Source organism: Streptomyces sp. NPDC050617 (assembly GCF_040654795.1).
Classification (GTDB): Bacteria; Actinomycetota; Actinomycetes; order Streptomycetales; family Streptomycetaceae; genus Streptomyces.
On record NZ_JBFAIS010000003.1, the window covers coordinates 237,754 to 262,764 of the forward strand.

The following is a 25,011-nucleotide window of genomic DNA, read 5'->3' on the forward strand; positions in this document are numbered from 1 at the left end:
CCAGACCCGTCAGACCTCTTCGACGCTGCTCGGCTCGCGCCGGGACAGGTCGATGCCGAGCTCCTCCGCCGCGCGGAAGACGTCCTCGTCGGTGTCGCGCATCTCGATGGACATGCCGTCCGAGGACAGCACCTCCACGTTGAGGCAGAGGGACTGCATCTCCTTGATGAGCACCTTGAAGGACTCGGGGATGCCGGGCTCAGGGATGTTCTCGCCCTTGACGATGGCCTCGTAGACCTTCACGCGGCCGGTCACGTCGTCGGACTTGATGGTCAGCAGCTCCTGGAGGGCGTACGCGGCGCCGTACGCCTCCAGCGCCCACACCTCCATCTCGCCGAAGCGCTGGCCACCGAACTGGGCCTTACCACCCAGCGGCTGCTGGGTGATCATCGAGTACGGGCCGGTCGACCGGGCGTGCAGCTTGTCGTCGACCAGGTGGTGCAGCTTGAGGATGTACATGTACCCGACCGAGATCGGGTCCGGGAACGGCTCGCCGGAGCGGCCGTCGAACATCCGGGCCTTGCCGGACGGGAGCACCATGCGCTCGCCGTCGCGGTTGGGGATCGTGGACTCGAAGAGACCGGCGATCTCGTCCTCGCGGGCGCCGTCGAAGACCGGGGTCGCGACGTTGGTGCCCGGCGCGACGTCGTCGGCGCCGATGGACTGGAGGCGCTGCATCCACTCCTCGCTGCCCTCGACCTTCCAGCCCCGGCTGGCGAGCCAGCCCAGGTGGATTTCGAGGACCTGTCCCGGGTTCATTCGGGACGGCACGCCGAGGGGGTTGAGGATGATGTCGACCGGGGTGCCGTCCTCCAGGAACGGCATGTCCTCGACCGGCAGGATCTTGGAGATGACGCCCTTGTTGCCGTGGCGGCCGGCGAGCTTGTCACCGTCGGTGATCTTGCGCTTCTGCGCGACGTAGACGCGGACCAGCTGGTTCACGCCGGGCGGCAGCTCGTCGCCCTCCTCGCGGTCGAAGACGCGGACGCCGATGACCTTGCCGATCTCGCCGTGCGGCACCTTCAGCGAGGTGTCGCGCACCTCGCGCGCCTTCTCGCCGAAGATCGCGCGGAGCAGGCGCTCCTCCGGGGTCAGCTCGGTCTCGCCCTTGGGCGTGACCTTGCCGACCAGGATGTCGCCGGCCACGACCTCGGCGCCGATGCGGATGATGCCGCGCTCGTCGAGGTCGGCGAGGACCTCCTCGGAGACGTTCGGGATGTCCCGGGTGATCTCCTCCGGGCCGAGCTTGGTGTCACGGGCGTCGACCTCGTGCTCCTCGATGTGGATCGAGGAGAGGACGTCGTCCTGCACGAGGCGCTGCGACAGGATGATCGCGTCCTCGTAGTTGTGGCCCTCCCACGGCATGAACGCCACGAGGAGGTTCTTGCCGAGCGCCATCTCGCCCTCGTCCGTGGACGGGCCGTCGGCGAGCACCTGACCGGTGATCACGCGGGCGCCCTCGTCCACGACGACCTTCTGGTTGAAGGACGTGCCCTGGTTCGAGCGGGAGAACTTCGCGACCCGGTACGTGTTGTACGTGCCGTCGTCGTTGGCGACGGTGACGTAGTCCGCGGAGACCTCCTGGACCACACCGTCCTTCTCGGCCTTGATGACGTCGCCGGCGTCGACCGCGCAGCGGTACTCCATGCCGGTGCCGACCAGCGGGGCCTCCGCCTTGATGAGCGGCACGGCCTGGCGCATCATGTTCGATCCCATGAGCGCGCGGTTGGCGTCGTCGTGCTCCAGGAAGGGGATCATGGCGGTCGCGACCGACACCATCTGGCGCGGCGAGACGTCCATGTAGTCGATGTCCGCGCCGGGGACGTAGTCGATCTCGCCGCCGCGGCGGCGGACGAGGACGCGGTCCTCGGCGTAGGTGTTCTCGTTCGTCAGCGGGGCGTTCGCCTGCGCGATGACGAAGCGGTCCTCCTCGTCGGCGGTGAGGAAGTCCACCTGGTCGGTGACGATGCCGTCGGTGACCTTGCGGTACGGGGTCTCGACGAAGCCGAACGCGTTGACCCGGCCGTACGAGGCGAGGGAGCCGATCAGGCCGATGTTCGGGCCTTCCGGCGTCTCGATCGGGCACATGCGGCCGTAGTGCGAGGGGTGCACGTCACGGACCTCGAAGCCCGCCCGCTCACGGCTCAGACCACCGGGGCCCAGCGCCGACAGGCGGCGCTTGTGGGTCAGGCCCGACAGCGGGTTGGTCTGGTCCATGAACTGGGACAGCTGGCTGGTGCCGAAGAACTCCTTGATGGAGGCGACGACCGGCCGGATGTTGATCAGGGTCTGCGGCGTGATCGCCTCGACGTCCTGGGTGGTCATCCGCTCGCGGACGACGCGCTCCATACGGGCCAGACCCGTGCGGACCTGGTTCTGGATGAGCTCGCCGACGTTGCGCAGGCGGCGGTTGCCGAAGTGGTCGATGTCGTCGGTCTCGACGACGATCGAGGTGCCGTTCTCACCGACCGTCTCGACCTCGCCGGCGTGCAGCTTGACCAGGTACTTGATGGTCGCGATGACGTCGTCGGTGGTGAGCACGCCGGCGTCCAGCGGCTGGTCCGCGCCGAGCTTCTTGTTCACCTTGTAGCGGCCGACCTTCGCGAGGTCGTAGCGCTTCGGGTTGAAGTAGAGGTTCTCCAGCAGCGTCTGCGCGGCCTCGCGCGTCGGCGGCTCGCCCGGACGCAGCTTGCGGTAGATGTCGAGCAGCGCGTCGTCCTGGCCCTGGGTGTGGTCCTTCTCCAGGGTGGCGCGCATGGACTCGTACTCGCCGAACTCCTCCAGGATCTGCTCGGTCGTCCAGCCGAGAGCCTTCAGGAGAACGGTGACGGACTGCTTGCGCTTGCGGTCGATGCGGACACCGACCATGTCGCGCTTGTCGATCTCCAGCTCCAGCCAGGCGCCGCGGGACGGGATGACCTTGGCCGAGAAGATGTCCTTGTCGGACGTCTTGTCGATGGAGGAGTCGAAGTAGACGCCCGGCGAGCGGACGAGCTGCGAGACGACGACACGCTCGGTGCCGTTGATGCAGAAGGTGCCCTTGTTGGTCATGAGCGGGAAGTCGCCCATGAAGACCGTCTGGGACTTGATCTCGCCGGTCTCGTTGTTGGTGAACTCGGCGGTGACGAAGAGCGGGGCCGCGTACGTGAAGTCGCGGTCCTTGCACTCGTCGATGGAGTTCTTGGGAGGCTCGAAGCGGTGATCGCGGAAGGTCAGGGACATCGACCCGGAGAAGTCCTCGATCGGGGAGATCTCCTCGAAGATCTCCTCCAGACCGGACTTCGTGGGGACGTCCTGACCACTGTCCAGCGCAGCCTCGACACGACCCTTCCATGCGGCGTTGCCGAGCAGCCAATCGAAGCTCTCGGTCTGCAGCGCAAGGAGGTTCGGAACCTCAAGGGGCTCTTTGATCTTCGCAAATGAGATGCGCAGCGGGGCGGTGCTGGCGCCGTTGTTCGTATTGGCAGTCGAGGCGTTGCGCGAGGCGGCCAAGAGGGGGTCCTTCCGAGGGCTCGGACTCACTACGCGCGTACCGGTCCCACTTTCTGCACACCGAGAGAAATCCCAGGTCAGGGATGTTCAATCAGCAATGCTCGACAGTGGGCATGCCCCTGGTGACGGGCAGGGAGCAGCTAACAGGCAGCGCAAAGGGTCAGTGTAGCCACTAGCCACACTGATGTCCAGCCCGGGTTTCCGGAGACCGGCAGCGCCACCCTCTCCCTCCGGGAGGGGTCTCCCCCTCGTTGTTCTGCTGTGCGTTCTTCAACGCCTGCCGCAAGACTTCCCGCTTCGCCCTCGTTCCATGCCTCGGACCTAGGACCGATGTGACGACGCGTCCTGAGAATTGCGCGCTGTGTGCCGTTCGTCAAGGCCCCCCACCCCGTTGCGATCGTCACGAGGCCGCATTGCGGGGCAACGAAGATCACCATACTCGTCCTGACCGCGCAGGCAACGCAGCCAGGGCGGCAACGCCCAAGGGCGACCACCCACATGGGTGATCGCCCTTGAGAAACAGCTCAGGAGTCAGCGGACTCCGCGGGTCACTTGACCTCGACGGAGGCGCCGGCGGCCTTGAGGGACTCGGCAGCCTTCTCGGCGGCCTCCTTCGCGACCTTCTCCAGGACCGGCTTCGGGGTGCCGTCGACGAGGTCCTTGGCCTCCTTCAGACCCAGCGAGGTCAGCTCACGCACGACCTTGATGACCTGGATCTTCTTCTCGCCGGCGCCGGTGAGGATGACGTCGAACTCGTCCTGCTCCTCGACGGCCTCGGCGGCACCGCCGGCGGCGCCGCCCACGGCGACGGCGGCGACCGGGGCGGCAGCCTCGACGTCGAACTTCTCCTCGAAGAGCTTCACAAAGCCGGAGAGCTCAAGAAGGGTCATGTCTTCGAACTGCGCCAGCAGCTCTTCCTGGGTGAGCTTCGCCATGATGGCGTCCTTCCACTAATCGGCGGGTGCCGGATGTACATTTCGGCGGGCGTACGGGCCCGCTGCGACCGTGACGGACGCGAGTGGATCGAGCGCGGAGCTCGATTACTCGGCGGCCTCGGCCTCGACGGGAGCCGGCGTACCGGCACCGCCCTGCTCGACCTTGCTGCGAAGGGCGTCCGTGGTACGGACGAACTTCGTGAGCGGGGCCTGGAAGGTCGCCGCGGCCTTGGCCATGGACGCCTTCATGCCGCCGGCCAGCTTGGCGAGCAGCACCTCGCGGGACTCGAGGTCCGCGAGCTTCTTGAACTCATCGGCGGACAGCGCCTTACCATCAAGGACACCGCCCTTGATGATGAGGTTGGGGTTCTCCTTGGCGAAGTCACGGAGACCCTTCGCCGACGTCACCGGGTCACCGGAGACGAAGGCGACCGCCGTCGGACCGTTGAACAGGTCGTCGAGCGAGCTGATCCCGGCCTCGTTGGCCGCGATCTTGGTCAGCGTGTTCTTCACCACGGCGTACTGGGCGTTCTCACCGAGCGAACGGCGCAGCTCCTTGAGCTGTGCCACGGTGAGACCGCGGTACTCGGTCAGCACGGCGGCGTTGGAGCTGCGGAACTGATCCGCGAGCTCGGCAACCGCGGCAGCCTTGTCGGGCCTCGCCATGAGCCTCGGCCTCCTTCCGGGTGATTCGGACCGCATAGACGCGAGAAGGGACCTGGGCAAAACGAAACGCCCCGGCGCGGGCGCACGGGGCGTGACTCGACCGCACGGACCTCGCGGTCACAGCGGGAGTTCGACCTGAACACCTGCGCAGGTCGCCCGCAGCTAGCGGAATCCTTCGGCCACCACACCCCCTACGGAGGCACAGCGACGACCAGCGGTCTTTGGCTTCTTCGCAAAGGTACGCGAACGGACGGCCCGCAGGCAAATCAGCCGGCCCCCGGCCCGTCTGCTTGCAGCCCGCCCGCCGCGCGTTGCCCGTGTCTACCGCTTCGGCATGAGCTCCGCGAAGTCGACCGTCTCCGAGGCCGCCGGGGGCGCCACGGAGACCTTGGTGCCGTAGTCGGAGTAGAAGACCGTGGTGTCCGTGGAGAACTTCTTCCCCTGGGCCCGCTCCTGCCGCTTCACCAGGAGGTGGTCGCTGTCGACCCACAGGTCGACCGTCTCGGTGTCCATGCCGCTCTGCTGAAGCTGCTTCTGCAACGCGTCCAGGTCCTTCTTGGAGAGGGACTTGGACTGCAGGCCCGCGATGTCGGAGACGCTGACCTTTCCGGTGTAGTGGGTCGTCTGCTTGCCGCGGACGTCCTCCTTGCCGGCCTCCTTGACCTTGCCGGAGGCGATGAGGAGGTCCACCGAACGGGTCGGGTCGTTGTTCTTCAGCTGGTCCTTGAGGAAGGTCCCGGAGGCCCCTGCCTGCGCGGCCATCGCGTCATAGCTGTACTTCACCCAGCTCTTGCCCTGCGCCTTGGGGCCGAGCGAGCCGCCCAGGTTCATGTACATCGCGTCGGGCAGGTACCGGGCCCGCATCGGCTTGTCGGCCGTCGGCGCGGCGTCCGCCATGCCGCCCTTCTGGGTCATGGTCATGTTGGCCCGTATCCCGTCGGACCAGTCCATGTCGCCCTTCATGGAGGCGTGCATCTCGCCCATCGACATCGTGCCGTCGACCTTGGCCGAGTGCTGCTCGCCCGCCTTCTTCGACACGCTCTGGAGCGCCGCGAGCGCGCCCTGGGCCGACGCCGCGTTCCCGCCGCCGGACGCCTTGCCGCTCCCCTTGGCGCCGTCCTTGTCCCCGTCGCCGCCCCCGCAGGCCGTGAGCCCGGCCATCAGCACGACACCGACCGCGGCCGTCGCCACTCGCGTGATCCTCATCGTTCCCCCTCTTTCAACGATTTCCCAGAACGGGCACCGACTCTAGTGGAGGGCTCCGACAACGCCACGAGCCGGGTCCCGCGCCTCGGCTGAGGCGCGGGACCCGGCTCGTACGTGCGTACCGCGATCTACATCGCGCTACCCGCGGCGGGCGTCTGGATCAGACGGCCGCCGGGTCCTCCTCGACGAGGAGGTTGCGGGTGCGGTTGGGGTCCAGCGGGATGCCGGGGCCCATCGTGGTGGTCAGGGTCGCCTTCTTGATGTAGCGGCCCTTCGCGGCGGACGGCTTGAGGCGGGTGACCTCTTCGAGCGCCGCGGCGTAGTTCTCGACCAGCTTGGCCTCGTCGAACGACACCTTGCCGATGATGAAGTGCAGGTTCGAGTGCTTGTCGACGCGGAACTCGATCTTGCCGCCCTTGATGTCCGTGACTGCCTTCGCCACGTCCGGGGTGACCGTGCCGGTCTTCGGGTTCGGCATCAGACCACGCGGACCGAGCACGCGGCCGAGGCGGCCGACCTTGCCCATGAGGTCCGGGGTGGCGACGACGGCGTCGAAGTCCAGACGGCCCTTCGCGACCTCGTCGATCAGTTCGTCGGAGCCGACGATGTCGGCGCCCGCGGCTTCCGCGGCCGCAGCACGGTCGCCGGTCGCGAAGACCAGGACCCGGGCGGTCTTACCGGTGCCGTGCGGAAGGTTCACGGTGCCGCGGACCATCTGGTCGGCCTTGCGCGGGTCGACGCCCAGACGCATGGCGACCTCGACAGTCGCGTCGAACTTGGTCGCAGAGGTGTCCTTGGCGAGACGGACGGCCTCAAGCGGGGCGTACAGGCGCTCCGCATCGACCTTGGCGTCCGCGCCGCGGAGAGTCTTGCTGCGCTTCACTGCTTCTCCTCAGTGCTGAGTGTGGAGTCGTGGTACGGACCAGCGCGTGGTCCTTCCACGGGGTGCTACGGGGTGATCAGCCCTCGACCGTGATGCCCATGGAACGGGCGGTGCCGGCGATGATCTTCTCGGCGGCGTCCAGGTCGTTGGCGTTCAGGTCGGGCATCTTGGTGGTGGCGATGTCGCGGACCTGATCGCGGGAGATCTTGGCGACCTTGGTCTTGTGCGGCTCGCCGGAGCCCTTCTCCACACCCGCGGCCTTGAGGATCAGCTTGGCGGCCGGCGGAGTCTTGGTGATGAAGGTGAAGGAGCGGTCTTCGTAGACCGTGATCTCCACCGGCACGACCATGCCACGCTGCGACTCGGTCGCGGCGTTGTAGGCCTTGCAGAACTCCATGATGTTGACGCCGTGCTGGCCCAGCGCGGGGCCGACCGGCGGAGCCGGGTTGGCCGCACCGGCCGAGATCTGGAGCTTGATCAGCCCCGTGACCTTCTTCTTCTTGGGAGGCATGCTCTCTCCGGGTCCTAGTGAGAGGTGTTTCGCCCCCGAATCCGGTCATCCGGATGGAGGCATACCGCACAACGATAACGGGTATAGCCGTGCGGCAGAAAACCGAGCAGGTCAGACCGTCTCCCATCGGCGGGGGACATCCCCCGCGAGAGCCGATCTGACCTGTCCGGAAGCCGGTGTTCCAGGAAGAGCGTCAGTTCTTCTGGATCTGGTCGAAGCTGAGCTCGACCGGGGTCTCGCGGCCGAAGATCTCGACGAGGCCCTTGACCTTCTTCGAGTCGGCGTTGATCTCGTTGATGGTCGCCTGGAGCGTCGCGAACGGGCCGTCGGTGACGGTGACCGAGTCGCCCACCTCGAAGTCCAGTACCTGGACCTCGACCTTGCGGGACGGCGCGGGCTTGCCCTCGGCCTCGGCGGCCTCGCGGGCGGCCTTCTCCTCGGCCTCCGGGGCGAGCATCTTGACGATCTCGTCCAGGGTCAGCGGGTACGGGTCGTAGGCGTTGCCCACGAAGCCCGTGACGCCGGGCGTGTTGCGGACGACGCCCCACGACTCGTTCGTCAGGTCCATGCGCACCAGCACGTAGCCGGGGAGCTTGTTCTGGCGGACGGTGCGGCGGTCGCCGTTCTTGATCTGGACGACCTCTTCCTGCGGCACCTCGGCCTGGAAGATGTAGTCCTCGACGTTCAGCGAGACGGCGCGCTGTTCGAGGTTGGTCTTCACGCGGTTCTCGTAGCCCGCGTAGGTGTGGATGACGTACCACTCGCCCGGCAGGACGCGCAGCTCCTGGCGCAGCGCCTCGATCGGGTCGACATCCTCCTGCTCCGCGACGGCCTCGGCGTCGGCGGCCTCGTCCTCGGCGACCTCCGCGGCGGCCTCGGCGTCGTCCTCCACCTGGAGGGCGGCCTCCTCGGCGGGCTCGCCCGCCGCGGCCTCCTCGGCGTCCAGCTCGTCAACGCCGTCGGCGTTCTGGACGATCTGCAGCTCGGTGGCGTCGCCGACCTCGTCCGCGACAGCCGGCGCGTCCACGTCGGCCGCTGCCGCCTCGGCGGGCTCGGCGGCGTCGTTCAGGTTCGGGTCAGACACTGTGGCTGCTTCTTCCTGGCTTCAAGGGGTGGAACAGGCGAAGGGCGACGCTTCGATGTGCCGTCACCCGACGCGCGGGCTCAGCCGAAGACGTACTTGACGGCGTTGTTGAACCCATAGTCAATCACGGTCACCAGGCCGATGACGATGACAACGAAGACGATCACCACAGAGGTGTACGTCGAGAGCTGGTTCCGAGTGGGCCAGACGACCTTGCGGAGTTCAGCGACGATCTGGCGGTAGAAGAGCGCGAGGCGGCCGAAGGGGCCCTTCTTCCCGCGCTTGCCGCCGCGGCGTGCCTTCTTGGCCGCCACCTCGTCCTCGGGACGACCGCTCTCAGGCGTCGCGGTGGAGCCAAGGGCTTCCGTCACTACGTCCTCACCTGAATCCGGGTCGTGTCCGTGCCGCGCCCGGTTGAGCCGCACGGCGGTGCAATTCACTACGTACGCATGCACGCACCATGGTGAAGATGCGTGTAGCAGGGCCGGAGGGACTTGAACCCCCAACCGCTGGTTTTGGAGACCAGTGCTCTACCAATTGAGCTACGACCCTTTGTGGTTCCCCCCAACGTACCGCATCCACTCGGACGCATGGAGTGCGCACGAACGTGCCGCCGCTGAGGGCCAACGACGCCTGAGTGTACGTGCTGGAGGGACCGACGTCGAACAGGAACGTCCGATCCGCCCGCCGGAGGGCGCCCCGGTCCCGGGCCCGGACCCGCTCCCACCCGCATGATCACGGGGCCCGTGCACGTTACAGAACTCACGTGCCCGGCCTGCGGCGGGTCTGGGACGATGCATGCATGACCGCTGCTACTCCTCCCGCACAGTCCCCCACCGACCGTCGGGTGTCGGCCCGCGTCGGGTCGATCTCCGAGTCCGCGACGCTCGCCGTCGACGCCAAGGCGAAGGCCCTCAAGGCCGCCGGGCGTCCGGTGATCGGCTTCGGCGCCGGCGAGCCGGACTTCCCCACGCCCGACTACATCGTCGAGGCCGCCGTGGAAGCCTGCCGCAACCCGAAGTACCACCGCTACACGCCCGCCGGCGGCCTCCCCGAGCTCAAGGCCGCGATCGCCGCGAAGACGCTGCGCGACTCCGGCTACGAGGTCGGCGCGGACCAGGTGCTGGTGACCAACGGCGGCAAGCAGGCCATCTACCAGGCGTTCGCCGCCATCCTCGACCCGGGCGACGAGGTCATCGTGCCGGCCCCGTACTGGACCACCTACCCGGAGTCGATCCGGCTCGCGGGCGGCGTCCCGGTGCCGGTCGTCGCCGACGAGACGACCGGCTACCGCGTCTCGGTGGAGCAGCTGGAGGCGGCCCGTACGGAGCGCACCAAGGTGCTGCTCTTCGTCTCCCCCTCGAACCCGACCGGCGCGGTCTACACCCGCGCGCAGGTCGAGGAGGTCGGCCGCTGGGCCGCCGAGCACGGCCTGTGGGTGCTCACCGACGAGATCTACGAGCACCTGGTCTACGGGGACGCGGAGTTCTCCTCGCTGCCCGTGGTGGTCCCGGAGCTGGCGGACAAGTGCATCGTGGTCAACGGCGTCGCCAAGACGTACGCGATGACCGGCTGGCGGGTGGGCTGGGTCGTCGGCCCGAAGGACGTGGTGAAGGCCGCGACCAACCTCCAGTCGCACGCCACCTCCAACGTCTCCAACGTCGCGCAGGTCGCCGCGCTGGCCGCCGTCTCCGGCGACCTCGCGGCCGTCGCGACGATGCGCGAGGCGTTCGACCGCCGCCGGCGCACCATCGTGCGGATGCTCAACGAGATCGACGGCGTCGAGTGCCCGGAGCCGGAGGGCGCGTTCTACGCCTACCCCTCGGTGAAGGCGCTGCTCGGCAAGGAGATCCGCGGCAAGCGCCCGGCCACCTCGGTGGAGCTGGCGGCGCTGATCCTGGACGAGGCGGAGGTCGCGGTGGTGCCGGGCGAGGCGTTCGGCACGCCGGGCTACCTGCGCCTGTCGTACGCGCTCGGCGACGACGACCTCGTCGAGGGCGTCTCGCGGATCCAGAAGCTGCTGGCGGAGGCCGCGGCCTGACGGTCGTACGCAACGCCCGATACGGGTCCTCGGCCGCCGGCCGGGGGCCCGTATCCGCTTTCGGGCCGCCGCTCGTTCAGGGACTCATTCACGCGAAGCCCCTACCGGAGGGCGGGCGGGTGCGGCAAGATCTCTGAATGGAGAGTGTTCGTACCCGTGGCGAAGCCGCCCGCCGTGATCTGCGCCTGCTGCCGAAGGCCCATCTGCATCTGCACTTCACCGGGTCGATGCGCCCGTCGACCCTGCTCGAACTGGCCGACAAGTACGGCGTGCACCTGCCCGAGGCGCTGAGCGGCGGCGAGCCGCCGAGACTGCGGGCGACGGACGAGCGCGGCTGGTTCCGCTTCCAGCGGCTGTACGACATCGCGCGCTCCTGCCTGCGCTCCCCCGACGACATCCGCCGGCTGGTGCGCGAGGCCGCCGAGGAGGACGTCCGCGACGGCTCCCGGTGGCTGGAGATCCAGGTCGACCCCACCTCGTACGCGCCCCGGCTGGGCGGCCTCATCCCCGCCCTGGAGATCATCCTCGACGCGGCCGAGTCCGCCTCGCGGGAGACCGGCGTCGGCATCCGCGTGCTGGTCGCCGCCAACCGGATGAAGCACCCGCTGGACGCCCGTACCCTCGCCCGGCTCGCGGTGCGCTACGCCGACCGCGGCGTGGTCGGCTTCGGCCTCTCCAACGACGAACGCCGCGGCCTCGCGCGCGACTTCGACCGCGCCTTCGCCATCGCCCGCGACGGCGGCCTGCTGGCCGCGCCGCACGGCGGCGAGCTGTCGGGGCCCAGCAGCGTCCGGGACTGCCTGGACGACCTGCACGCGGCCCGCGTCGGCCACGGCGTACGGGCCGCCGAGGACCCCCGCCTGCTGCGCCGCCTCGCCGACCGCGGGGTGACGTGCGAGGTGTGCCCCGCCTCGAACGTGGCCCTCGGCGTCTACGAGAAGCAGGAGGACGTCCCCTTGCGCACCCTGTACGACGCGGGCGTCCCCATGGCCCTCGGCGCCGACGACCCCCTCCTCTTCGGCGCCCGCCTGGCGGCCCAGTACGAGATCGCCCGCGAGCACCACGGCTTCACCGACCCCGAACTCGCCGAACTGGCCCGCCAGTCCGTACGCGCCTCAGCCGCCCCGGAACCCGTCCGCACCGACCTCCTGAAAGAGATCGACGAGTGGCTGACGACCACATAAGCCCGCGCCGATTCAGCCCGCCCGACGCTTGAGGACACCGGAAGCCGGGCCGAATCAGCCCGTCCGGCGTTTGAGGACCGGGGTCCGGGGCGGAGCCCCGAAACAGAGCCCGGCCCGGTGGGCGGGTCAGAGGCGGACGCCCACCGTCACCGGCTCGTTCACCAGCGTCACCCCGAACGCCTCCCGCACCCCGTCCCGCACCTCGCGGGCCAGCGCCAGCAGGTCCTCCGTCCGCGCGGCCCCCCGGTTCGTCAGCGCCAGCGTGTGCTTGGTGGAGATGCGGGCGGGCCCGGCCCCGTACCCCTTGGCGAAGCCCGCCCGGTCGATGAGCCAGGCGGCGGACGTCTTCACGTGGCCCTCGCCCGCCGGGTAGGCCGGCGCGGCGACGTCCGGCCCGAGGCGCTCGGCGACGCGGGCGAGGAACGCGGTGTGCTCGGCCTCGGTGAGGACCGGGTTGGTGAAGAAGGACCCGGCCGACCACGTGTCGTGGTCGTCGGGGTCGAGAACCATGCCCTTGCCCGCGCGCAGGGCGAGCACGGCCGCGCGGGCGGTGGCGGCGGGGACCCGGTCGCCGGGTTCGACGCCGAGGGCGCGCGCCGTCTCGGCGTACTTGACGGGCGCGGAGAGCCCGCCCGCGTCCTCCAGCTCGAACCGCACGCGCAGCACCACATAGCGCTCGGGGTCCGCCTTGAAGCGGCTGTGGCGGTAGGCGAAGCCGCACTCGGCGTTGGGTACGGTCACGACCTCGCCGGCCCGCCGGTCGTACGCGACGACCTCGGTGATCGTGGCGGAGACGTCCTGGCCGTACGCGCCGACGTTCTGGATCGGGGTCGCGCCGGCGGAGCCGGGGATGCCCGCCAGGCACTCGATGCCGGCCAGGCCCGCCGCGACGGCGTGGGCGACGGCGTCGGACCAGTTCTCGCCCGCGGCCAGCTCCAGCCGGGTGCCGTCCAGCGTGCGGCCGGCGGTGGCGATGCGCAGGGCGGTGCCCTCGAAGCCCGCGTCCGAGATGACCAGGTTGCTGCCGCCGCCGATGATCAGCAGCGGGGTGCCGGCGGCGTCGGCCTCCCGTACGGCGGCGACGACCTCGTCGTCGGTGACGGCGGTGATCAGGCGGGTCGCGGGGCCGCCGAGCCGGAAGGTGGTCAGCGGGGCGAGGGGGGCGTCATGGAGTTCCTGCACCCGCCCAAGAGTACGGGGGCGCCGCCGCGGGCCCTCGGCGGTGGTCGCCGGGGCCCGCGACGGTGCGGACCGGCCCGGGCTCAGGCGGCGACCGGGGACTTCCGCTCCGCCGGGGCCCGGCCGCCCTGCCCGTCCGGCCCCTGGCCCGTACGGCGGCGGGCGGGTATCAGGAACGCCGCCACGGCCGCGAGCGCGACGGCTCCGGCGCCCGCCCAGAGGGCCGGCTCCAGCCCGTCCACGAATCGCTGTCCGCTCTCGTAGCCGCCCTGGGAGGAGAAGACCGTGGCGAGCACGGCCACGCCGAGCGCGCCGCCCACCTCGCGCATCGCGTTGTTGGCCCCGGAGGCGATGCCCTGCTCGCTGGGGCTGACGCTGGACATCGCCAGATTGGCGGCCGGCGCGAAGTACATCCCCATGCCGATGCCGCTGACGATCAGGCCGGGCAGCTGCTCCGCGTACGAGATGTCGGGGCTGAGCACCAGCGCGAACAGGGCGAGGCCGAGGGCCTGGAGCGCGAGGCCCACGCCGACGACGGGGCGGCCGCCGATGCGGTCCGAGAGGTAGCCGGCGAGGGGCGCGACGATCATCGGCATGCCGGTCCACGGGAGCATGCGCAGCCCGGCCTCGGTGGGCGAGTAGCCGAGGACGTTCTGGAGGAACTGGCTGAGCAAGAAGATCGAGCCGAACATCCCCACGAACATCAGCATGCTGGCCGCGTTGATCGCCGAGAAGCCGCGGATGCGGAAGAGGCGCATGGGGAGCATGGGGTGGGCGGCGCGCAGTTCGTACGCGACGAAGGCGACGAGCAGCGCCGCGCCCGCTATCAGTCCGGTGAGGACCGGACCGCTGGTCCAGCCGTCCGGGTTGGCGCGGACCAGGGCGTAGACGATGCCGAACAGACCGGCGCTGGCGAGCGCGGTGCCGGGGATGTCGAGCCGGGCGTCGGCGCGGCGGCTCTCGTTCAGGCGCAGCCGGGCGAGCGGGAGCAGGGCGACGCCGATCGGGACGTTCAGCCAGAAGATCCACTGCCAGGAGATGTGTTCGGTGAGGGTGCCGCCGATGAGCGGGCCGGAGGCGACGGCGAGCCCGTTGACCGCGCCCCAGATGCCGTACGCCATGCCGCGGCGGGCGGCGGGCACGGCGGCGGTGAGCAGGGTCAGCGTGAGCGGCATCATGACGGCGGCGCCGACGCCCTGCACGGCGCGGGCGGCGATCAGGCCGTCGATGCCGGGGGCGAGGGCCGCGGCGGCGGAGGCGGCGGTGAAGAGGGCGGTGCCGGCGATGAAGAGGCGGCGGCGGCCGAAGCGGTCGCCGAGCGCGGCGCCGGACATGAGCAGGACGGCGAAGGTGAGGGTGTAGGCGCTGACGGTCCATTCGAGGTCGGCCAGCTCGCCTCCGAGGTCCTCGCGGATGGAGGGCAGGGCGGTGGTGACGACGAGGTTGTCGAGGGCCGCCATGAAGCCGGCGGCGCTGGTGATGATCAGGGCCCAGACGGTGATGGAGCGGCTGCTCCGGGCCGGTTTCGCTGGATGGGTCACTTCTCTCCCCCAGTTGATTAGTTATTGATTACTAAGTTTCGCGGGCATAAAAAAGCGGACGCGGAAAAGGACACCGGCCCCCGGGGCCCGCTCAGGCTCGCGGCTTGCAGGGCACCGTCTCGTGAATGCCCTCCCACAGGCGGTGTTCCGGCGGGAAGCCCAGCGACACAAAGACGTTGATGAGCATCCCGTGCGCCAGGAACGACGTGGTCTCCGCCACGTCTCCCCCGACAGCCAGCCGGATCGCGTCCCACAGCTCCTGCCAGCCGGCCCGCACCGAGTCGCCGAACTCGCGGTCGCCCGCGGCCTCGGCCGAGGCCACCGCGACGTACACCTGCATCTGTAGGAGCAGCTTGTCCGGGTCGCTGCCGATGAGCTCCTGGTACGCCGAGCCCATGGCGCTCAGCGCCTCGTCCCCCTCCAGCCCTTCGGCCGCCTTCCGGAAGACCTCGATGTTCTCCTGGATGCAGCGGTCGGCGGCGGCGAGGAAGATGGCCTGCTTGTTCGGGAAGAGGCGGAAGAGATACGGCTGCGAGACGCCCACACGCTTGGCGATGGCCTCGGTGGACGTCCCCTTGTAACCGCCGCGCGCGAATTCCGCCATCGCCGCGCGGATGACGCTCTCGCGCCGCTCCTCCGCACTCATCCTGACCATGCGGTTAAGTTAGTGCTCGATCACTAACCAGGTCAAGCCCGGGGGCGAGACGCGAAAAGTAAGGGGCGACCGCCATGGACGGTCGCCCCTTACACCCGCCGCGGTCCGCACGGCTCAGGCGAGCCGTACCACCGCGCGGGACATCCCCAGCACCTTCTGGCCCGCGCTCATCGCGGTGAGGTCGACCCGGACCGTACGGGCCTCGTCGTCGAGCTTGGCCGCGACCTTGGCACTGACCTCGATGACCGCACCTTCGTCGTCATCGGCGACCACGACGGGCTTGGTGAACCGCACGCCGTACTCGACGACCGCCGCCGGGTCGCCGGCCCAGTCGGTGACCACGCGGATCGCCTCGGCCATGGTGAACATGCCGTGCGCGATGACGTCCGGCAGCCCGACCTCCTTGGCGAACCTCTCGTTCCAGTGGATCGGGTTGAAGTCGCCGGAGGCGCCCGCGTACCGCACGAGCGTGGCGCGGGTCACCGGGAAGGACTGGGCCGGGAGTTCGGCGCCCACCTCGACGGCGTCGTACGAGACCTTCGCTGCCATCTGCCTCACTCCCCCTCGGCGGCGCGCGCCACCAGCATCGTGTGCGCGGTCACCACGTGCTCGCCGTCCGCGTCGTGCACCTCGCCGCGCACGGACAGGACGTCATTGCCGGCCAGCGACTTGACCGACTCGATGGTCGAGGTGACGGTGAGCCGGTCCCCCGCCCGTACGGGCCGCGTGTAGGCGAACTTCTGGTCGCCGTGCACCACCCGGCTGTAGTCCAGGCCCAGCTGAGGGTCCTCGATGACCTGCCCGGCGGCCTTGAAGGTGATCGCGAAGACGAAGGTCGGCGGGGCGATCACATCGGGGTGCCCGAGGGCCCGAGCGGCCTCGGCATCGACGTACGCCGGATTCGCGTCGCCGACCGCCTCGGCGAACTCACGGATCTTCTCCCGGCCGACCTCGTACGGTGCGGTGGGCGGATAGGTCCGTCCGACGAAGGACTGGTCGAGCGCCATCGGCTCGGCACCTCCTGTTGTTTGCGTGCGGATGGGTACAGGTACCACAGGCGCGTACAGGTATCTCGGACAGGTGCGGGTAACCCGGGCGGATCTCCCGGGCCGCCATCTCACCCGCCGCCTCGCCCGGCCGCCTCGGGCAGCCGTCCCGGACGGCCGCCGCGAACGCGTCCCGCGCACAGCCGCGCATACCAACGCCGCGAGGCCGCCCCCAAAAATGGGGACGGCCTCGCAGACGAGCCTTTGTTATCGCGTTTCGCGGTGCGCGGTGTGCGCGTTGCAACGCGGGCAGTGCTTCTTCATCTCAAGACGGTCCGGGTTGTTACGCCGGTTCTTCTTGGTGATGTAGTTCCGCTCCTTGCACTCCACGCAGGCCAGCGTGATCTTCGGGCGGACGTCGGTGGCAGCCACGTGAGTGCTCCTTGACGGATGGAAGGGTTAACGCATAAAAGAGTAGCCGACCGGAGGACCGACCCCACAATCGGCTACTGTGTGTAGCGGTGACCGGACTTGAACCGGTGACACAGCGATTATGAGCCGCTTGCTCTACCGACTGAGCTACACCGCTGTGATGCGAGAGAGACCCTCGCCCGAAGGCGAGGAACTTCACACACCAGAGCCCCAATACGGAATCGAACCGTAGACCTTCTCCTTACCATGGAGACGCTCTGCCGACTGAGCTATTGGGGCGAGCGATGAAGACATTACACGCTCGGCCGCCGATCGTGAAATCCGTATCCGTGCCCCGTCGCCCTCCGCCCCAATCGCCTCTCGAACCACACCGGTACGACTATTCGGCGCTTGCTCGAAGCCGCCCCGGCCGCGCCCTAGGCTCGGACCACGCTGCGTGATCATGCACGCCCCGGCCCTTCGAGGAGCGCGATGCCCGACAGCCAGTCGCAGCCCCCCAAGAACCCCGACGGCGAGGCTGCCGACGCCACCGCCGGGCCCGCCGCCCCCGACTGGACCGCCCTCGTCCTGTGCGGCGCCCGGCTCGCCGACGGCCGCACCGTGGACGTACGGCTGAGCGGCGGGACCATCGAGGCCGTCGGCACCCCGGGCAGCCTCGTCCCCGGCACCCGCGTCGACCTGCACGGCTATCTGCTGCTGCCCGCCCCCGCCGAGCCGCACGCGCACACCGACACCGCCCTCACCGCCGACGCGGACGCCGCCGGCCCCGTCCCGCACACCCTGGAAGACGTGCAGCGCCGCACCACCGAGGCCGCCCTCCTGCACCTGGGCCACGGCGCCACGGCGCTCCGCAGCCATGTGCGGATCGGCGACGTACAGGGGCTGCGCTCGCTGGAGGCCGTGCTGCTGGCCCGGCGGGCGCTGCGCGGGCTCACCGACCTCACCGCCGTCGCCGTGCCCCGGCTGCTGACCGGCGCGGCCGGGGCGGACGGCCTCGCCATGCTGCGGGACGCCGTGAAGATGGGCGCGACCGTGATCGGCGGCTGCCCGGACCTCGACCCCGACCCGACCGGGTACACCGAGGCCGTCCTGGAGATCGCCGCCGAGCACGGCTGCGCCGTGGACCTGCATACGGACGGTGACGACCCGGCGCGGCTGGCGCGGCTCGCGGCGATGGCCGGCCGGCTGCGGCCCGGCGTCACCCTGGGCCCGTGCGGCGGTCTCGCCCGGCTCCCGCACGACCTGGCCGTACGGGCGGCCGAGCAGCTGGCGGCGGCGGGCGTCGGCGTGGTCTGTCTGCCGCAGGGCGACTGCTGCGCGCTGGAGCAGCGCGAGGCGCGCGTCTCGCGGTGCGCGCCGGTGCGGCTGCTGCGCGCGGCCGGCGTCGCGGTGGCGGCCGGGAGCGGCGCGCTGCGGGACGCGGCCAACCCGGTGGGGCGCGGCGATCCGCTGGAGGCCGCCTATCTGCTGGCGTCGCGCGGTGAACTGCGGCCGCACGAGGCGTACGAGGCGGTGAGCACGGCGGCGCGGGCCGCGCTGGGGCTGCCGCTGGTCCGGGTGGAGGCGGGGTTCCCGGCGGAGCTGCTGGCCGTGCGCGGCGAGAGCGTCGCGGGCGTCCTGTCGCTCGCGTACAGCCGGACGGTGGTGCACCGGGGGCGGGTGGTGGCCCGTACGAGCGCGGTGCGGGAGTACTGCGACTCGGCGGCGGTGATCGCCCTCGACCTGCCCCGGCAGTCGGCGCGCGGCGGCGGGGGCGGGACTGCGTAAGGGGCGGGCCTCATAGTGGCCTGCCCCTTACGCGGGGTTGTCAGCCCGTGTAGAGGGAGCTGTTGGCGCCGTGGGCGCCGCCGCCACCGACGGTGCCGCGGGCGTTCGCGGCCATGGACATCATTCCGGCGATCATCTTCTCGGGGTCGACCGCCGTGGCGTTCTCGGGGGCGGTGACCTTGGCGTCGCCGTCGCCGAACGTCATCCGCAGCGGCACCTCACCCTTGACCTTCGCCTTCTCCGCGAGCGGCGCGAGGTCCACGGAGGCGGCGGAGAGCTTGCCCTTCTTGAGGGCGAAGTCGACGGACACCTTCGTGTTCGGGATGTCCTTGAAGTCCTTCTCCTTGGGCATGTTGGCGGCGCCGCCGGGCGACATCTCGTCGGCGAACGGCCGCAGCTTGTCGAAGACGCTCTTGAGGACCGTACGGAAGGGCGCGGTGGCGACCACGTGGTCGGCGCCGTCGCGCTTGCCGCCGTCCTTGACCGTGACCTCGTTCTTCACGACGCCCTTGATCTCGTCCAGGATCTTCTTCTGCGTCTTCTCGCTGAGCGTGGGCTCCGCGGAGGGCTTCTTGCCGCCCTTGGCCTCCGACTGCTTCTCGGCGACCTTCTTCAGTTCCTTGGTGTTGACCTTGACCCACTGGCCGTCGAGGACCTTGTCGACGAATTCGAGGCCCTTGGGGAGCTTCGCGTGGAGCTCCTCCTTGGACGGCGCGGGCGAACCGGTCATCTTCGCGAAGGCCTTCACGTCGACGCGGTAGTACACGTTGTCGCCGACGAAGCGGCCCTCCACCAGGTCGCCCTCGGCGCCCGAGACCTTCATCAGGGAACCGGTGACGTCCCCCTCCTCCGAGTCCGCCAGGGCCTTCTTCGACTCGGCGGAGAAGGTGACCTTCAGCTTGGACAACGCCTTGGCCATGGCCGGCGGCATCGGTTCGTCGCCGCCCTTGGTCAGCGCGACGAGCTGATCCGGGGCGGCGTCGAAGCCCATCTCGACCGAGAGCGAGTGCTGCTTGCCCATCGTGTCGAAGGCGTTCGACAGCTGCTTCCCCGGGGACAGCTGCTGCTCCGTACCGCAGGCGACGGCGCCGGCGGTCAGGGCCGCGACGCAGCCGACAGCGGTCATGGTCTTGCGTATGGCGGTGATGACTGACTCCCTCGTATCCAGCGCGCGGCAGATTTTCAGCCACGTGTTGATCAACAACAGAGACTCTTGAGTGGCAAAGAAGGTTGCACGGCGTACGGTCGGAAATATGCGCATTGTCATCGCTGGTGGACACGGTCAGATCGCACTCCGTCTCGAACGCCTGCTCGCCGAGCGCGGCGACGAGGTCGCGGGCATCATCCGCAGGCCCGAGCAGGCCGGAGACCTCCTCGCCGCGGGCGCGGAACCGGTCGTCTGCGACCTGGAATCGGCGTCCGTAGAGGACGTCACCCGACACCTGGAGGGCGCGGACGCCGCCGTCTTCGCGGCGGGCGCGGGACCGGGCAGCGGCGCGGACCGCAAGGACACCGTGGACCGGGGCGCGGCCGCCCTCTTCGCCGACGCCGCCGAGCGCGCGGGCGTACGCCGCTTCCTGATCGTCTCCTCCATGGGCGCCTCCGACAGCCCGCCGCCCGGCACGGACCCCGTCTTCGCCGCCTACCTCCGCGCCAAGGGCGCCGCGGACGACGACGTACGGGCCCGCTTCGGCCTCGACTGGACCGTCCTGCGACCGGGCCGGCTGACCGACGACGCGGGAACGGGCCTGGTGACCCTCGCCGAGTCCACCGGGCGGTCCGACGTCACCCGCGACGACGTGGCGGCGACCCTGGCCGCCCTCCTGTACGCACCGGCCACTGCGGGCCGCACCCTGGAACTGATCGGGGGCGACACGCCGGTGGCGGAGGCGGTCGAGGCGGTCGCCGGGGGCTGACGCGAGGCGGGGGCCGGCTGCCCGTACCCCGCTGCCGCCGCCGCTGTCACTGTCATACGAAAACGGCCCCCGATCTGCGCTTCGCAGATCGGGGGCCGTTCCTTTAACCGTGGCGGCGCCAGGGTTCGAACCTGGGTAGGCTGAGCCGGCAGATTTACAGTCTGCTCCCTTTGGCCACTCGGGCACACCGCCAAGGATTGCTGCCCGCGACCGCTGGCTCGCAGCGCTCTGTGGCAACGACGTAAACCATACCCGATGACCAGGGGTGGTCCGCCACTCGATTCGACGCCGCCGGATCGGGCGGGGGTGACTAGGCTGGCAGGGCGGTCCGTGGGCCGTACCCCCTGATGGATCTACGTACGAGGAGCCAACTCAATATGGCCGACTCCAGTTTCGACATCGTCTCGAAGGTCGAGCGGCAGGAGGTCGACAACGCCCTCAACCAGGCGGCGAAGGAGATCTCGCAGCGTTACGACTTCAAGGGCGTCGGCGCTTCGATCGACTGGTCCGGCGAGAAGATCGAGATGCGCGCCAACTCCGAGGAGCGCGTGAAGGCGGTCCTCGACATCTTCCAGTCCAAGCTGGTCAAGCGGGGCATCTCGCTGAAGTCGCTGGACGCGGGCGAGCCGCAGGCGTCCGGCAAGGAGTACAAGATCTTCGCCTCGGTCGAGGAGGGGATCTCGCAGGAGAACGCGAAGAAGGTCGCCAAGATCATCCGTGACGAGGGCCCCAAGGGCGTCAAGGCGCAGGTGCAGGGCGACGAGCTGCGGGTGACCTCGAAGAGCAGGGACGACCTCCAGTCCGTCCAGCAGCTGCTCAAGGGCAAGGACCTGGACTTCGCGATCCAGTTCGTGAACTACCGCTGACCTTCCGATCGAGCCCGCGCTGAGCGCCGGGCCGGGCGAGCGGGGCGCAAGGGGGCACGTCGGCGAGGACCGTCTCGACGACTGCCCTCGCCGCGTCGCTCCGGCCGGCCCTGCCGTAGGCACGGCCAGGCGCCGAGCGTGATCGACGACTCGGCGTCACCGAACTGTTGCCGCGCCGTCTTGGTGCGCCGCGGGTGCTCGACCAGCGGCGACGCGCGGGAGCGCAAAGGGAACAAGCGCCATCCACCGCAAGCAGGTGCCGCGCGCCCACCCGCCTCGTTCACGCTCTGTACGCCACCGCCGCCCAGCAGTAGCGTCCAGGCCATGAGGGGGATTTGGACGTACTGGGGTTATGTGGCGGCAGCTGCCCTGATCGTGGCGTGGGGAAGCGGAGCCGCGTCCGCGGTCATCGTGGTGTTGTCCCTGGCCGTCGCCGCATACGCCGCCTTCCAGATTCCGGTGTGGTGCGGGGCCGTGAACCGCAACGGCACATACTGTCGGCGCAACGCCATGGGCATCTTGATGGGGTGCGGCCTTCGTCAGCACCGGTGGCAGAAGATGAAGATGATCGTCCTGCGCAGCAAGGCGGGGGATTTCTCGAGAGCGGTCTTCCCCACGGCGAAGGAGAAGTTCGGCGCGTTCATCGCGGTCGCCAGTCTCGCGTCTGCCATCGCCGCCGTAGTGGCACCCCTGGTAGCCGGTTCGGGCTGAGAATCCCGTCTTCGATTCCCCTCCTCCGCCTCCGCTTCGCCCCCCACAACCGTCGGTCAGCGCGTTCACCAAGTGGGCTCGCTCGGCCGGGGAGCGTTCCTGGAGGGCGGGGTCTCGACGATGAGGAGGGCGGTGGGGGCGGCGGGGCTCCATGCTCCTGGCAGCCGGGGGTCTGCCGGGGGTCTGCCGGGGGTCAGGGTACGAGCACGATGCGGGTGCCGGTGGGGGTGTTGGTGTCCCAGGCGGTTTCCGCGTCGTGCAAGGGCATGGTGACGGTGTCGATGGTGAGGCCGGCGGTGGGCAGGCGGTCGGCGAGTTCCTGGTGGGCGGTGCGCATGTCGGCGGGCGAGACGGAGCCCTGGCCGCTGCCGCGGAAGTCGACGTCGGTCTTGCGCAGGGTGGCGCCGGGCAGGGTGATGTCGGGACCGGCCATGGCGCCGACGTGCACCCAGCGCAGCCGGTGGGCGGCGTCGGCGCGGGCCGCGGTGATCGCGGCGAGCGCGACTTCGGTGGGGTGGCCCCACAGGTAGTCGACGACGACGTCGACGTTCGCGGCCGCCTCGCCCAGGCGCCGGGCGACCGTGTCGTCGTCGGCGTCGAGGGAGACGGTGTGGTCGGCGCCGAGGCCGGGGAGCTTGGCCAGGGCCTGCGGGTCGCGTCCGGCGGCGGTGATGGCCGTGGCGCCGAGGAGGCGGGCGAGCTGGACGGCCATCTGTCCGGCGTTGCCGGTGGCGCCCAGGACCAGCACGCTCTCGCCGGGCTGGATCCGCGCGCGGTGGGTCAGGGCGAGCCAGGCCGACATCGCCGGGTTCATGGCTCCGGCCACGGTGACGTCGTCGACGCCGTCCGGCAGTTCGACCAGGGTCTTGGCCGGGACGGCGACGTAGTCGGCCATGCTGCCGTTCGGGGCCTTGAGGCCGCCGAAGAAGACGCGGGTTCCGTCCGGGGTGCGGCCCACGCCGTCGAAGCCGGGGACCAGCGGCAGGGTGTCGTCGCTGGTGTAGTGGGTGCCGGCCGCGCCGGAACGGACCCGGGGGTGCAGCCCCGCGGCCAGGACCTTCACGAGGACCTCCCCCGCGGCCGGGACGGGGTCGGGGAAGGACTGGTAGCGGGGCGGGCGGCCGAAGGCGGTGACAACTGCTGCGTACATGGAGGCCCTCCTGATGGTGGGGGTGGTCTGGTCTTGGATGGTCTGGCTCGGACCATAATACTTCGTGGCCCATAATATATGTGCCGCTAACCATTCGCCACGGAGCCGCCGGGCGCGCCGCACTAAGGAGGACCCCATGGGCAAGGGCAAGGGCGAGGTCGGAGACGAGAGCCAGAGCCTGCCGCTGACGGACGCGCTGGTGCAGCTGTCCTTCCTGGTGCAGTCCGTCGTCGAGGACGCGTGCGCCGAGCACGACACCTCCCCGGGGCAGGCCCGTCTCCTCGGCGCGCTGGAGGGCCGCAGCCCCGCCATGACCGAGCTGGCCGCCCTGCTCGGCGTCGAACGCGCCAGCGTGACCGGCCTGGTGGACCGGGCCGAGCGGCGCGGCCTGGTGCGGCGCGCCCCGGACCCCGGCGACCGGCGCGCCTCCCGCGTCCACCTCACCGACCAGGGCCGACAGACCGAGGCGGCCTTCCGCACGTCGGTGGCCCGCCGGATCGAGGGCCTGGCCTCGGGCCTGCCGCAGACCGAGCGGGCCCGCCTCGCCCACTCCGCGACCCGTCTCCTCGGTGTGAACGAGCAGGTGGACGAGGAGAAGGAAACGCCGCCGGGGGCCTCCGGCTCTGCCTCCGACGCGAGCTGACGCGCAAAGGGGCCCCGCCGCGCGTACGAGAACCGCGTCACCCCGCCCGCGACCGGCCCACGGCGCCGAAGGGCTGCCGGGGCCGGGGCCGAAGCCGGAGCACTACGCCGCGGGGCTACTCGCCGCCCGGCCGCGGCCGCACCGGAACAGCGCCCAGGTGGGTGCGGTACCAAGGGGCCGCGGAGGCGAAGGACTCGGGGAAAGGCGGGCCCGGGGGCAGGGACAGGCGGCGCCAGATCGGGGTGCTGTCGAACCAGTGGTCCACGCCGAAGACGGACAGGGCGTGGAGGTCCTTCGGGGAGTCGGCCAGGCGCGCTCGGGCCTGCTCGTAGGTGAGGTCCGTACGTGCGCGAGGCAGGCCCAGGTGGGTGACGAGGGCGGCGGTCAGGTCGGCGCCGGAGACCGGGTCGGGGTGGTTGACCGCGTAGGCGCCCGGGATCGGGTGCGGGGTCAGGGCCGTGGCGAGGATGACGTCGGCCAGGGCGTCGGCGTGGATGGCGGACTGCTGTACGCGACCGCCGGCCACCCCGGCGCGGAGCGCGGTGTACAGGCTCAGCAGGGCGGGCACGACCCAGCGGTCCCCCGCCCCGTACACGAGGTGCGGGCGGAGCACGGTGCCGCCGGCGGCGAGGACGGCGCGTTCGGCGTCGGCGCGGCTGCGGCTGGTGGCCGAGGCCGGGGCGATGGGCAGGCGCGCGCTGTCCGCCCGCGAGAACGGGCCGCGGCCGTGCACCGCCGCCGTGCTCAGGCAGACGATGCGCCCTACGCCCGCCCGTACCGCCTCCTCCACCAGCGCCTCGGTGCCGCGGGCGTTGACCAGTCGGCTCTCCGCCTCGTCGGCTCCGATCCGCGACGCGCAGTGGATGACCGTGTCGATGCCCTCGCAGGAATCGCGGAGGGTGGCCCTGTCCGCCAGGTCGGCCCGCCAGTGTTCGGCCCGGCGGCCGGCCCGTTGGTCGCGGGGGGCGGTCCCGGTTTCGGGTGGGCGCCTCGTCAGCAGGCGTACGCGCAGGTCCGGCACGGCCATGGCCGACTCCGCCACCCGGCCGCCTATGAAGCCGTTCGCGCCGGTGATCAGTACGGCGCGGCCGGCCCCGGAGCCTTGCGATGCGTGAACTCCTTGCATCTTCTTCCCCCTGTCTCCCCTGTCTCCCCCGCCGCAG

General features: G+C 70.3%; 24 protein-coding genes and 4 tRNA genes. 7 read left to right on the forward strand and 21 right to left on the reverse strand.

The genetic code is table 11. The features are described from left to right. Positions 1-9 precede the first annotated feature (9 nt). The 9 genes from rpoB to AB0I49_RS06185 all read right to left on the reverse strand — a co-directional run bounded on the left by rpoB (position 10) and on the right by AB0I49_RS06185 (position 9,329). On the reverse strand, positions 10-3,492 hold the full coding sequence (gene rpoB / locus AB0I49_RS06145) for a DNA-directed RNA polymerase subunit beta (protein ID WP_363225626.1): 3,483 nt from the start codon (positions 3,490-3,492) through the stop codon (positions 10-12). 548 nt (positions 3,493-4,040) lie between these two features. Beyond that, the gene (gene rplL / locus AB0I49_RS06150; RefSeq protein WP_363134878.1) at positions 4,041-4,427 is read right to left on the reverse strand and encodes a 50S ribosomal protein L7/L12; all 387 of its coding nucleotides are present in this window, start codon (positions 4,425-4,427) and stop codon (positions 4,041-4,043) included. Positions 4,428-4,532: 105 nt separating this feature from the next. Continuing rightward, a complete protein-coding gene (gene rplJ / locus AB0I49_RS06155) occupies positions 4,533-5,093 on the reverse strand; it encodes a 50S ribosomal protein L10 (protein WP_363225627.1) in 561 nt (186 codons plus the stop codon). Positions 5,094-5,414: 321 nt separating this feature from the next. After that, positions 5,415-6,299, reverse strand: a complete 885-nt coding sequence (locus AB0I49_RS06160; RefSeq protein ID WP_363225628.1) for a hypothetical protein — start codon at positions 6,297-6,299, stop codon at positions 5,415-5,417. A gap of 160 nt (positions 6,300-6,459) precedes the next feature. Then, a complete protein-coding gene (gene rplA, locus AB0I49_RS06165; RefSeq protein ID WP_363225629.1) occupies positions 6,460-7,182 on the reverse strand; it encodes a 50S ribosomal protein L1 in 723 nt (240 codons plus the stop codon). Between the two features lie 76 nt (positions 7,183-7,258). Continuing rightward, entirely contained in the window at positions 7,259-7,693 is a 435-nt protein-coding gene (gene rplK, locus AB0I49_RS06170; RefSeq protein WP_030883153.1) for a 50S ribosomal protein L11, read from the reverse strand. A gap of 193 nt (positions 7,694-7,886) precedes the next feature. After that, positions 7,887-8,777, reverse strand: a complete 891-nt coding sequence (gene nusG, locus AB0I49_RS06175; protein WP_363225630.1) for a transcription termination/antitermination protein NusG — start codon at positions 8,775-8,777, stop codon at positions 7,887-7,889. Positions 8,778-8,857: 80 nt separating this feature from the next. After that, positions 8,858-9,148 carry a preprotein translocase subunit SecE gene (gene secE, locus AB0I49_RS06180; protein ID WP_030883158.1) on the reverse strand — a complete coding sequence of 97 codons (291 nt, stop codon included), beginning with the start codon at positions 9,146-9,148 and terminating at the stop codon, positions 8,858-8,860. A 108-nt stretch (positions 9,149-9,256) separates the two neighbouring features. After that, a tRNA-Trp gene (locus AB0I49_RS06185) sits at positions 9,257-9,329 on the reverse strand. Positions 9,330-9,579: 250 nt separating this feature from the next. On the opposite strand from AB0I49_RS06185, the gene AB0I49_RS06190 reads away from it, so the two are divergent. Then, on the forward strand, positions 9,580-10,818 hold the full coding sequence (locus AB0I49_RS06190) for a pyridoxal phosphate-dependent aminotransferase (protein ID WP_363225631.1): 1,239 nt from the start codon (positions 9,580-9,582) through the stop codon (positions 10,816-10,818). A 137-nt stretch (positions 10,819-10,955) separates the two neighbouring features. Then, positions 10,956-12,002: an adenosine deaminase gene (locus AB0I49_RS06195; RefSeq protein ID WP_363225632.1), complete on the forward strand. Its 1,047-nt coding sequence runs from the start codon at positions 10,956-10,958 to the stop codon at positions 12,000-12,002. Between the two features lie 126 nt (positions 12,003-12,128). Here the strand turns inward: AB0I49_RS06195 and AB0I49_RS06200 are convergent, their stop codons facing one another. From AB0I49_RS06200 to AB0I49_RS06235, 8 genes are all read right to left on the reverse strand, one after another. Beyond that, positions 12,129-13,184 (reverse strand): UDP-N-acetylmuramate dehydrogenase, encoded by a 1,056-nt coding sequence (locus AB0I49_RS06200; RefSeq protein ID WP_363225633.1) that lies wholly within the window; start codon positions 13,182-13,184, stop codon positions 12,129-12,131. Positions 13,185-13,264: 80 nt separating this feature from the next. Further along, positions 13,265-14,722: a DHA2 family efflux MFS transporter permease subunit gene (locus tag AB0I49_RS06205; RefSeq protein ID WP_363225634.1), complete on the reverse strand. Its 1,458-nt coding sequence runs from the start codon at positions 14,720-14,722 to the stop codon at positions 13,265-13,267. A 91-nt stretch (positions 14,723-14,813) separates the two neighbouring features. Further along, positions 14,814-15,377 (reverse strand): TetR/AcrR family transcriptional regulator, encoded by a 564-nt coding sequence (locus AB0I49_RS06210; protein WP_363225635.1) that lies wholly within the window; start codon positions 15,375-15,377, stop codon positions 14,814-14,816. A 114-nt stretch (positions 15,378-15,491) separates the two neighbouring features. Further along, positions 15,492-15,926, reverse strand: a complete 435-nt coding sequence (locus tag AB0I49_RS06215) for a MaoC family dehydratase (RefSeq protein ID WP_363225636.1) — start codon at positions 15,924-15,926, stop codon at positions 15,492-15,494. Positions 15,927-15,931: 5 nt separating this feature from the next. Beyond that, entirely contained in the window at positions 15,932-16,384 is a 453-nt protein-coding gene (locus AB0I49_RS06220; RefSeq protein WP_363225637.1) for a MaoC family dehydratase N-terminal domain-containing protein, read from the reverse strand. Positions 16,385-16,630: 246 nt separating this feature from the next. Then, positions 16,631-16,795: a 50S ribosomal protein L33 gene (gene rpmG, locus AB0I49_RS06225; RefSeq protein ID WP_003948671.1), complete on the reverse strand. Its 165-nt coding sequence runs from the start codon at positions 16,793-16,795 to the stop codon at positions 16,631-16,633. Between the two features lie 84 nt (positions 16,796-16,879). Beyond that, positions 16,880-16,952, reverse strand: a tRNA-Met gene (locus AB0I49_RS06230). Positions 16,953-17,001: 49 nt separating this feature from the next. Beyond that, a tRNA-Thr gene (locus AB0I49_RS06235) sits at positions 17,002-17,074 on the reverse strand. 192 nt (positions 17,075-17,266) lie between these two features. On the opposite strand from AB0I49_RS06235, the gene AB0I49_RS06240 reads away from it, so the two are divergent. Beyond that, positions 17,267-18,562: an amidohydrolase family protein gene (locus tag AB0I49_RS06240; RefSeq protein ID WP_363225638.1), complete on the forward strand. Its 1,296-nt coding sequence runs from the start codon at positions 17,267-17,269 to the stop codon at positions 18,560-18,562. 40 nt (positions 18,563-18,602) lie between these two features. Here AB0I49_RS06240 and AB0I49_RS06245 read toward each other — a convergent pair whose 3' ends face one another. Further along, entirely contained in the window at positions 18,603-19,688 is a 1,086-nt protein-coding gene (locus AB0I49_RS06245; RefSeq protein ID WP_363225639.1) for a hypothetical protein, read from the reverse strand. A gap of 127 nt (positions 19,689-19,815) precedes the next feature. On the opposite strand from AB0I49_RS06245, the gene AB0I49_RS06250 reads away from it, so the two are divergent. Beyond that, positions 19,816-20,478, forward strand: a complete 663-nt coding sequence (locus AB0I49_RS06250; RefSeq protein ID WP_363225640.1) for an NAD(P)H-binding protein — start codon at positions 19,816-19,818, stop codon at positions 20,476-20,478. 110 nt (positions 20,479-20,588) lie between these two features. Here the strand turns inward: AB0I49_RS06250 and AB0I49_RS06255 are convergent. Then, positions 20,589-20,670 (reverse strand) — tRNA-Tyr (locus AB0I49_RS06255). Between the two features lie 185 nt (positions 20,671-20,855). On the opposite strand from AB0I49_RS06255, the gene AB0I49_RS06260 reads away from it, so the two are divergent. After that, complete coding sequence (locus tag AB0I49_RS06260; protein ID WP_363225641.1) at positions 20,856-21,344, forward strand: YajQ family cyclic di-GMP-binding protein; 489 nt, start codon at positions 20,856-20,858, stop codon at positions 21,342-21,344. Between the two features lie 324 nt (positions 21,345-21,668). Further along, positions 21,669-22,055 (forward strand): hypothetical protein, encoded by a 387-nt coding sequence (locus tag AB0I49_RS06265; RefSeq protein WP_363225642.1) that lies wholly within the window; start codon positions 21,669-21,671, stop codon positions 22,053-22,055. Positions 22,056-22,248: 193 nt separating this feature from the next. Here the strand turns inward: AB0I49_RS06265 and AB0I49_RS06270 are convergent, their stop codons facing one another. After that, positions 22,249-23,205 (reverse strand): zinc-binding alcohol dehydrogenase family protein, encoded by a 957-nt coding sequence (locus AB0I49_RS06270; RefSeq protein ID WP_363225643.1) that lies wholly within the window; start codon positions 23,203-23,205, stop codon positions 22,249-22,251. A 136-nt stretch (positions 23,206-23,341) separates the two neighbouring features. Between AB0I49_RS06270 and AB0I49_RS06275 the strand changes: the two genes are divergently transcribed. Then, entirely contained in the window at positions 23,342-23,848 is a 507-nt protein-coding gene (locus AB0I49_RS06275) for a MarR family transcriptional regulator (protein WP_363225644.1), read from the forward strand. Positions 23,849-23,963: 115 nt separating this feature from the next. On the opposite strand, the gene AB0I49_RS06280 is transcribed toward AB0I49_RS06275, so the two are convergent. Then, the gene (locus AB0I49_RS06280; RefSeq protein WP_363225645.1) at positions 23,964-24,974 is read right to left on the reverse strand and encodes an NAD-dependent epimerase/dehydratase family protein; all 1,011 of its coding nucleotides are present in this window, start codon (positions 24,972-24,974) and stop codon (positions 23,964-23,966) included. Between the last annotated feature and the right edge of the window lie 37 nt (positions 24,975-25,011).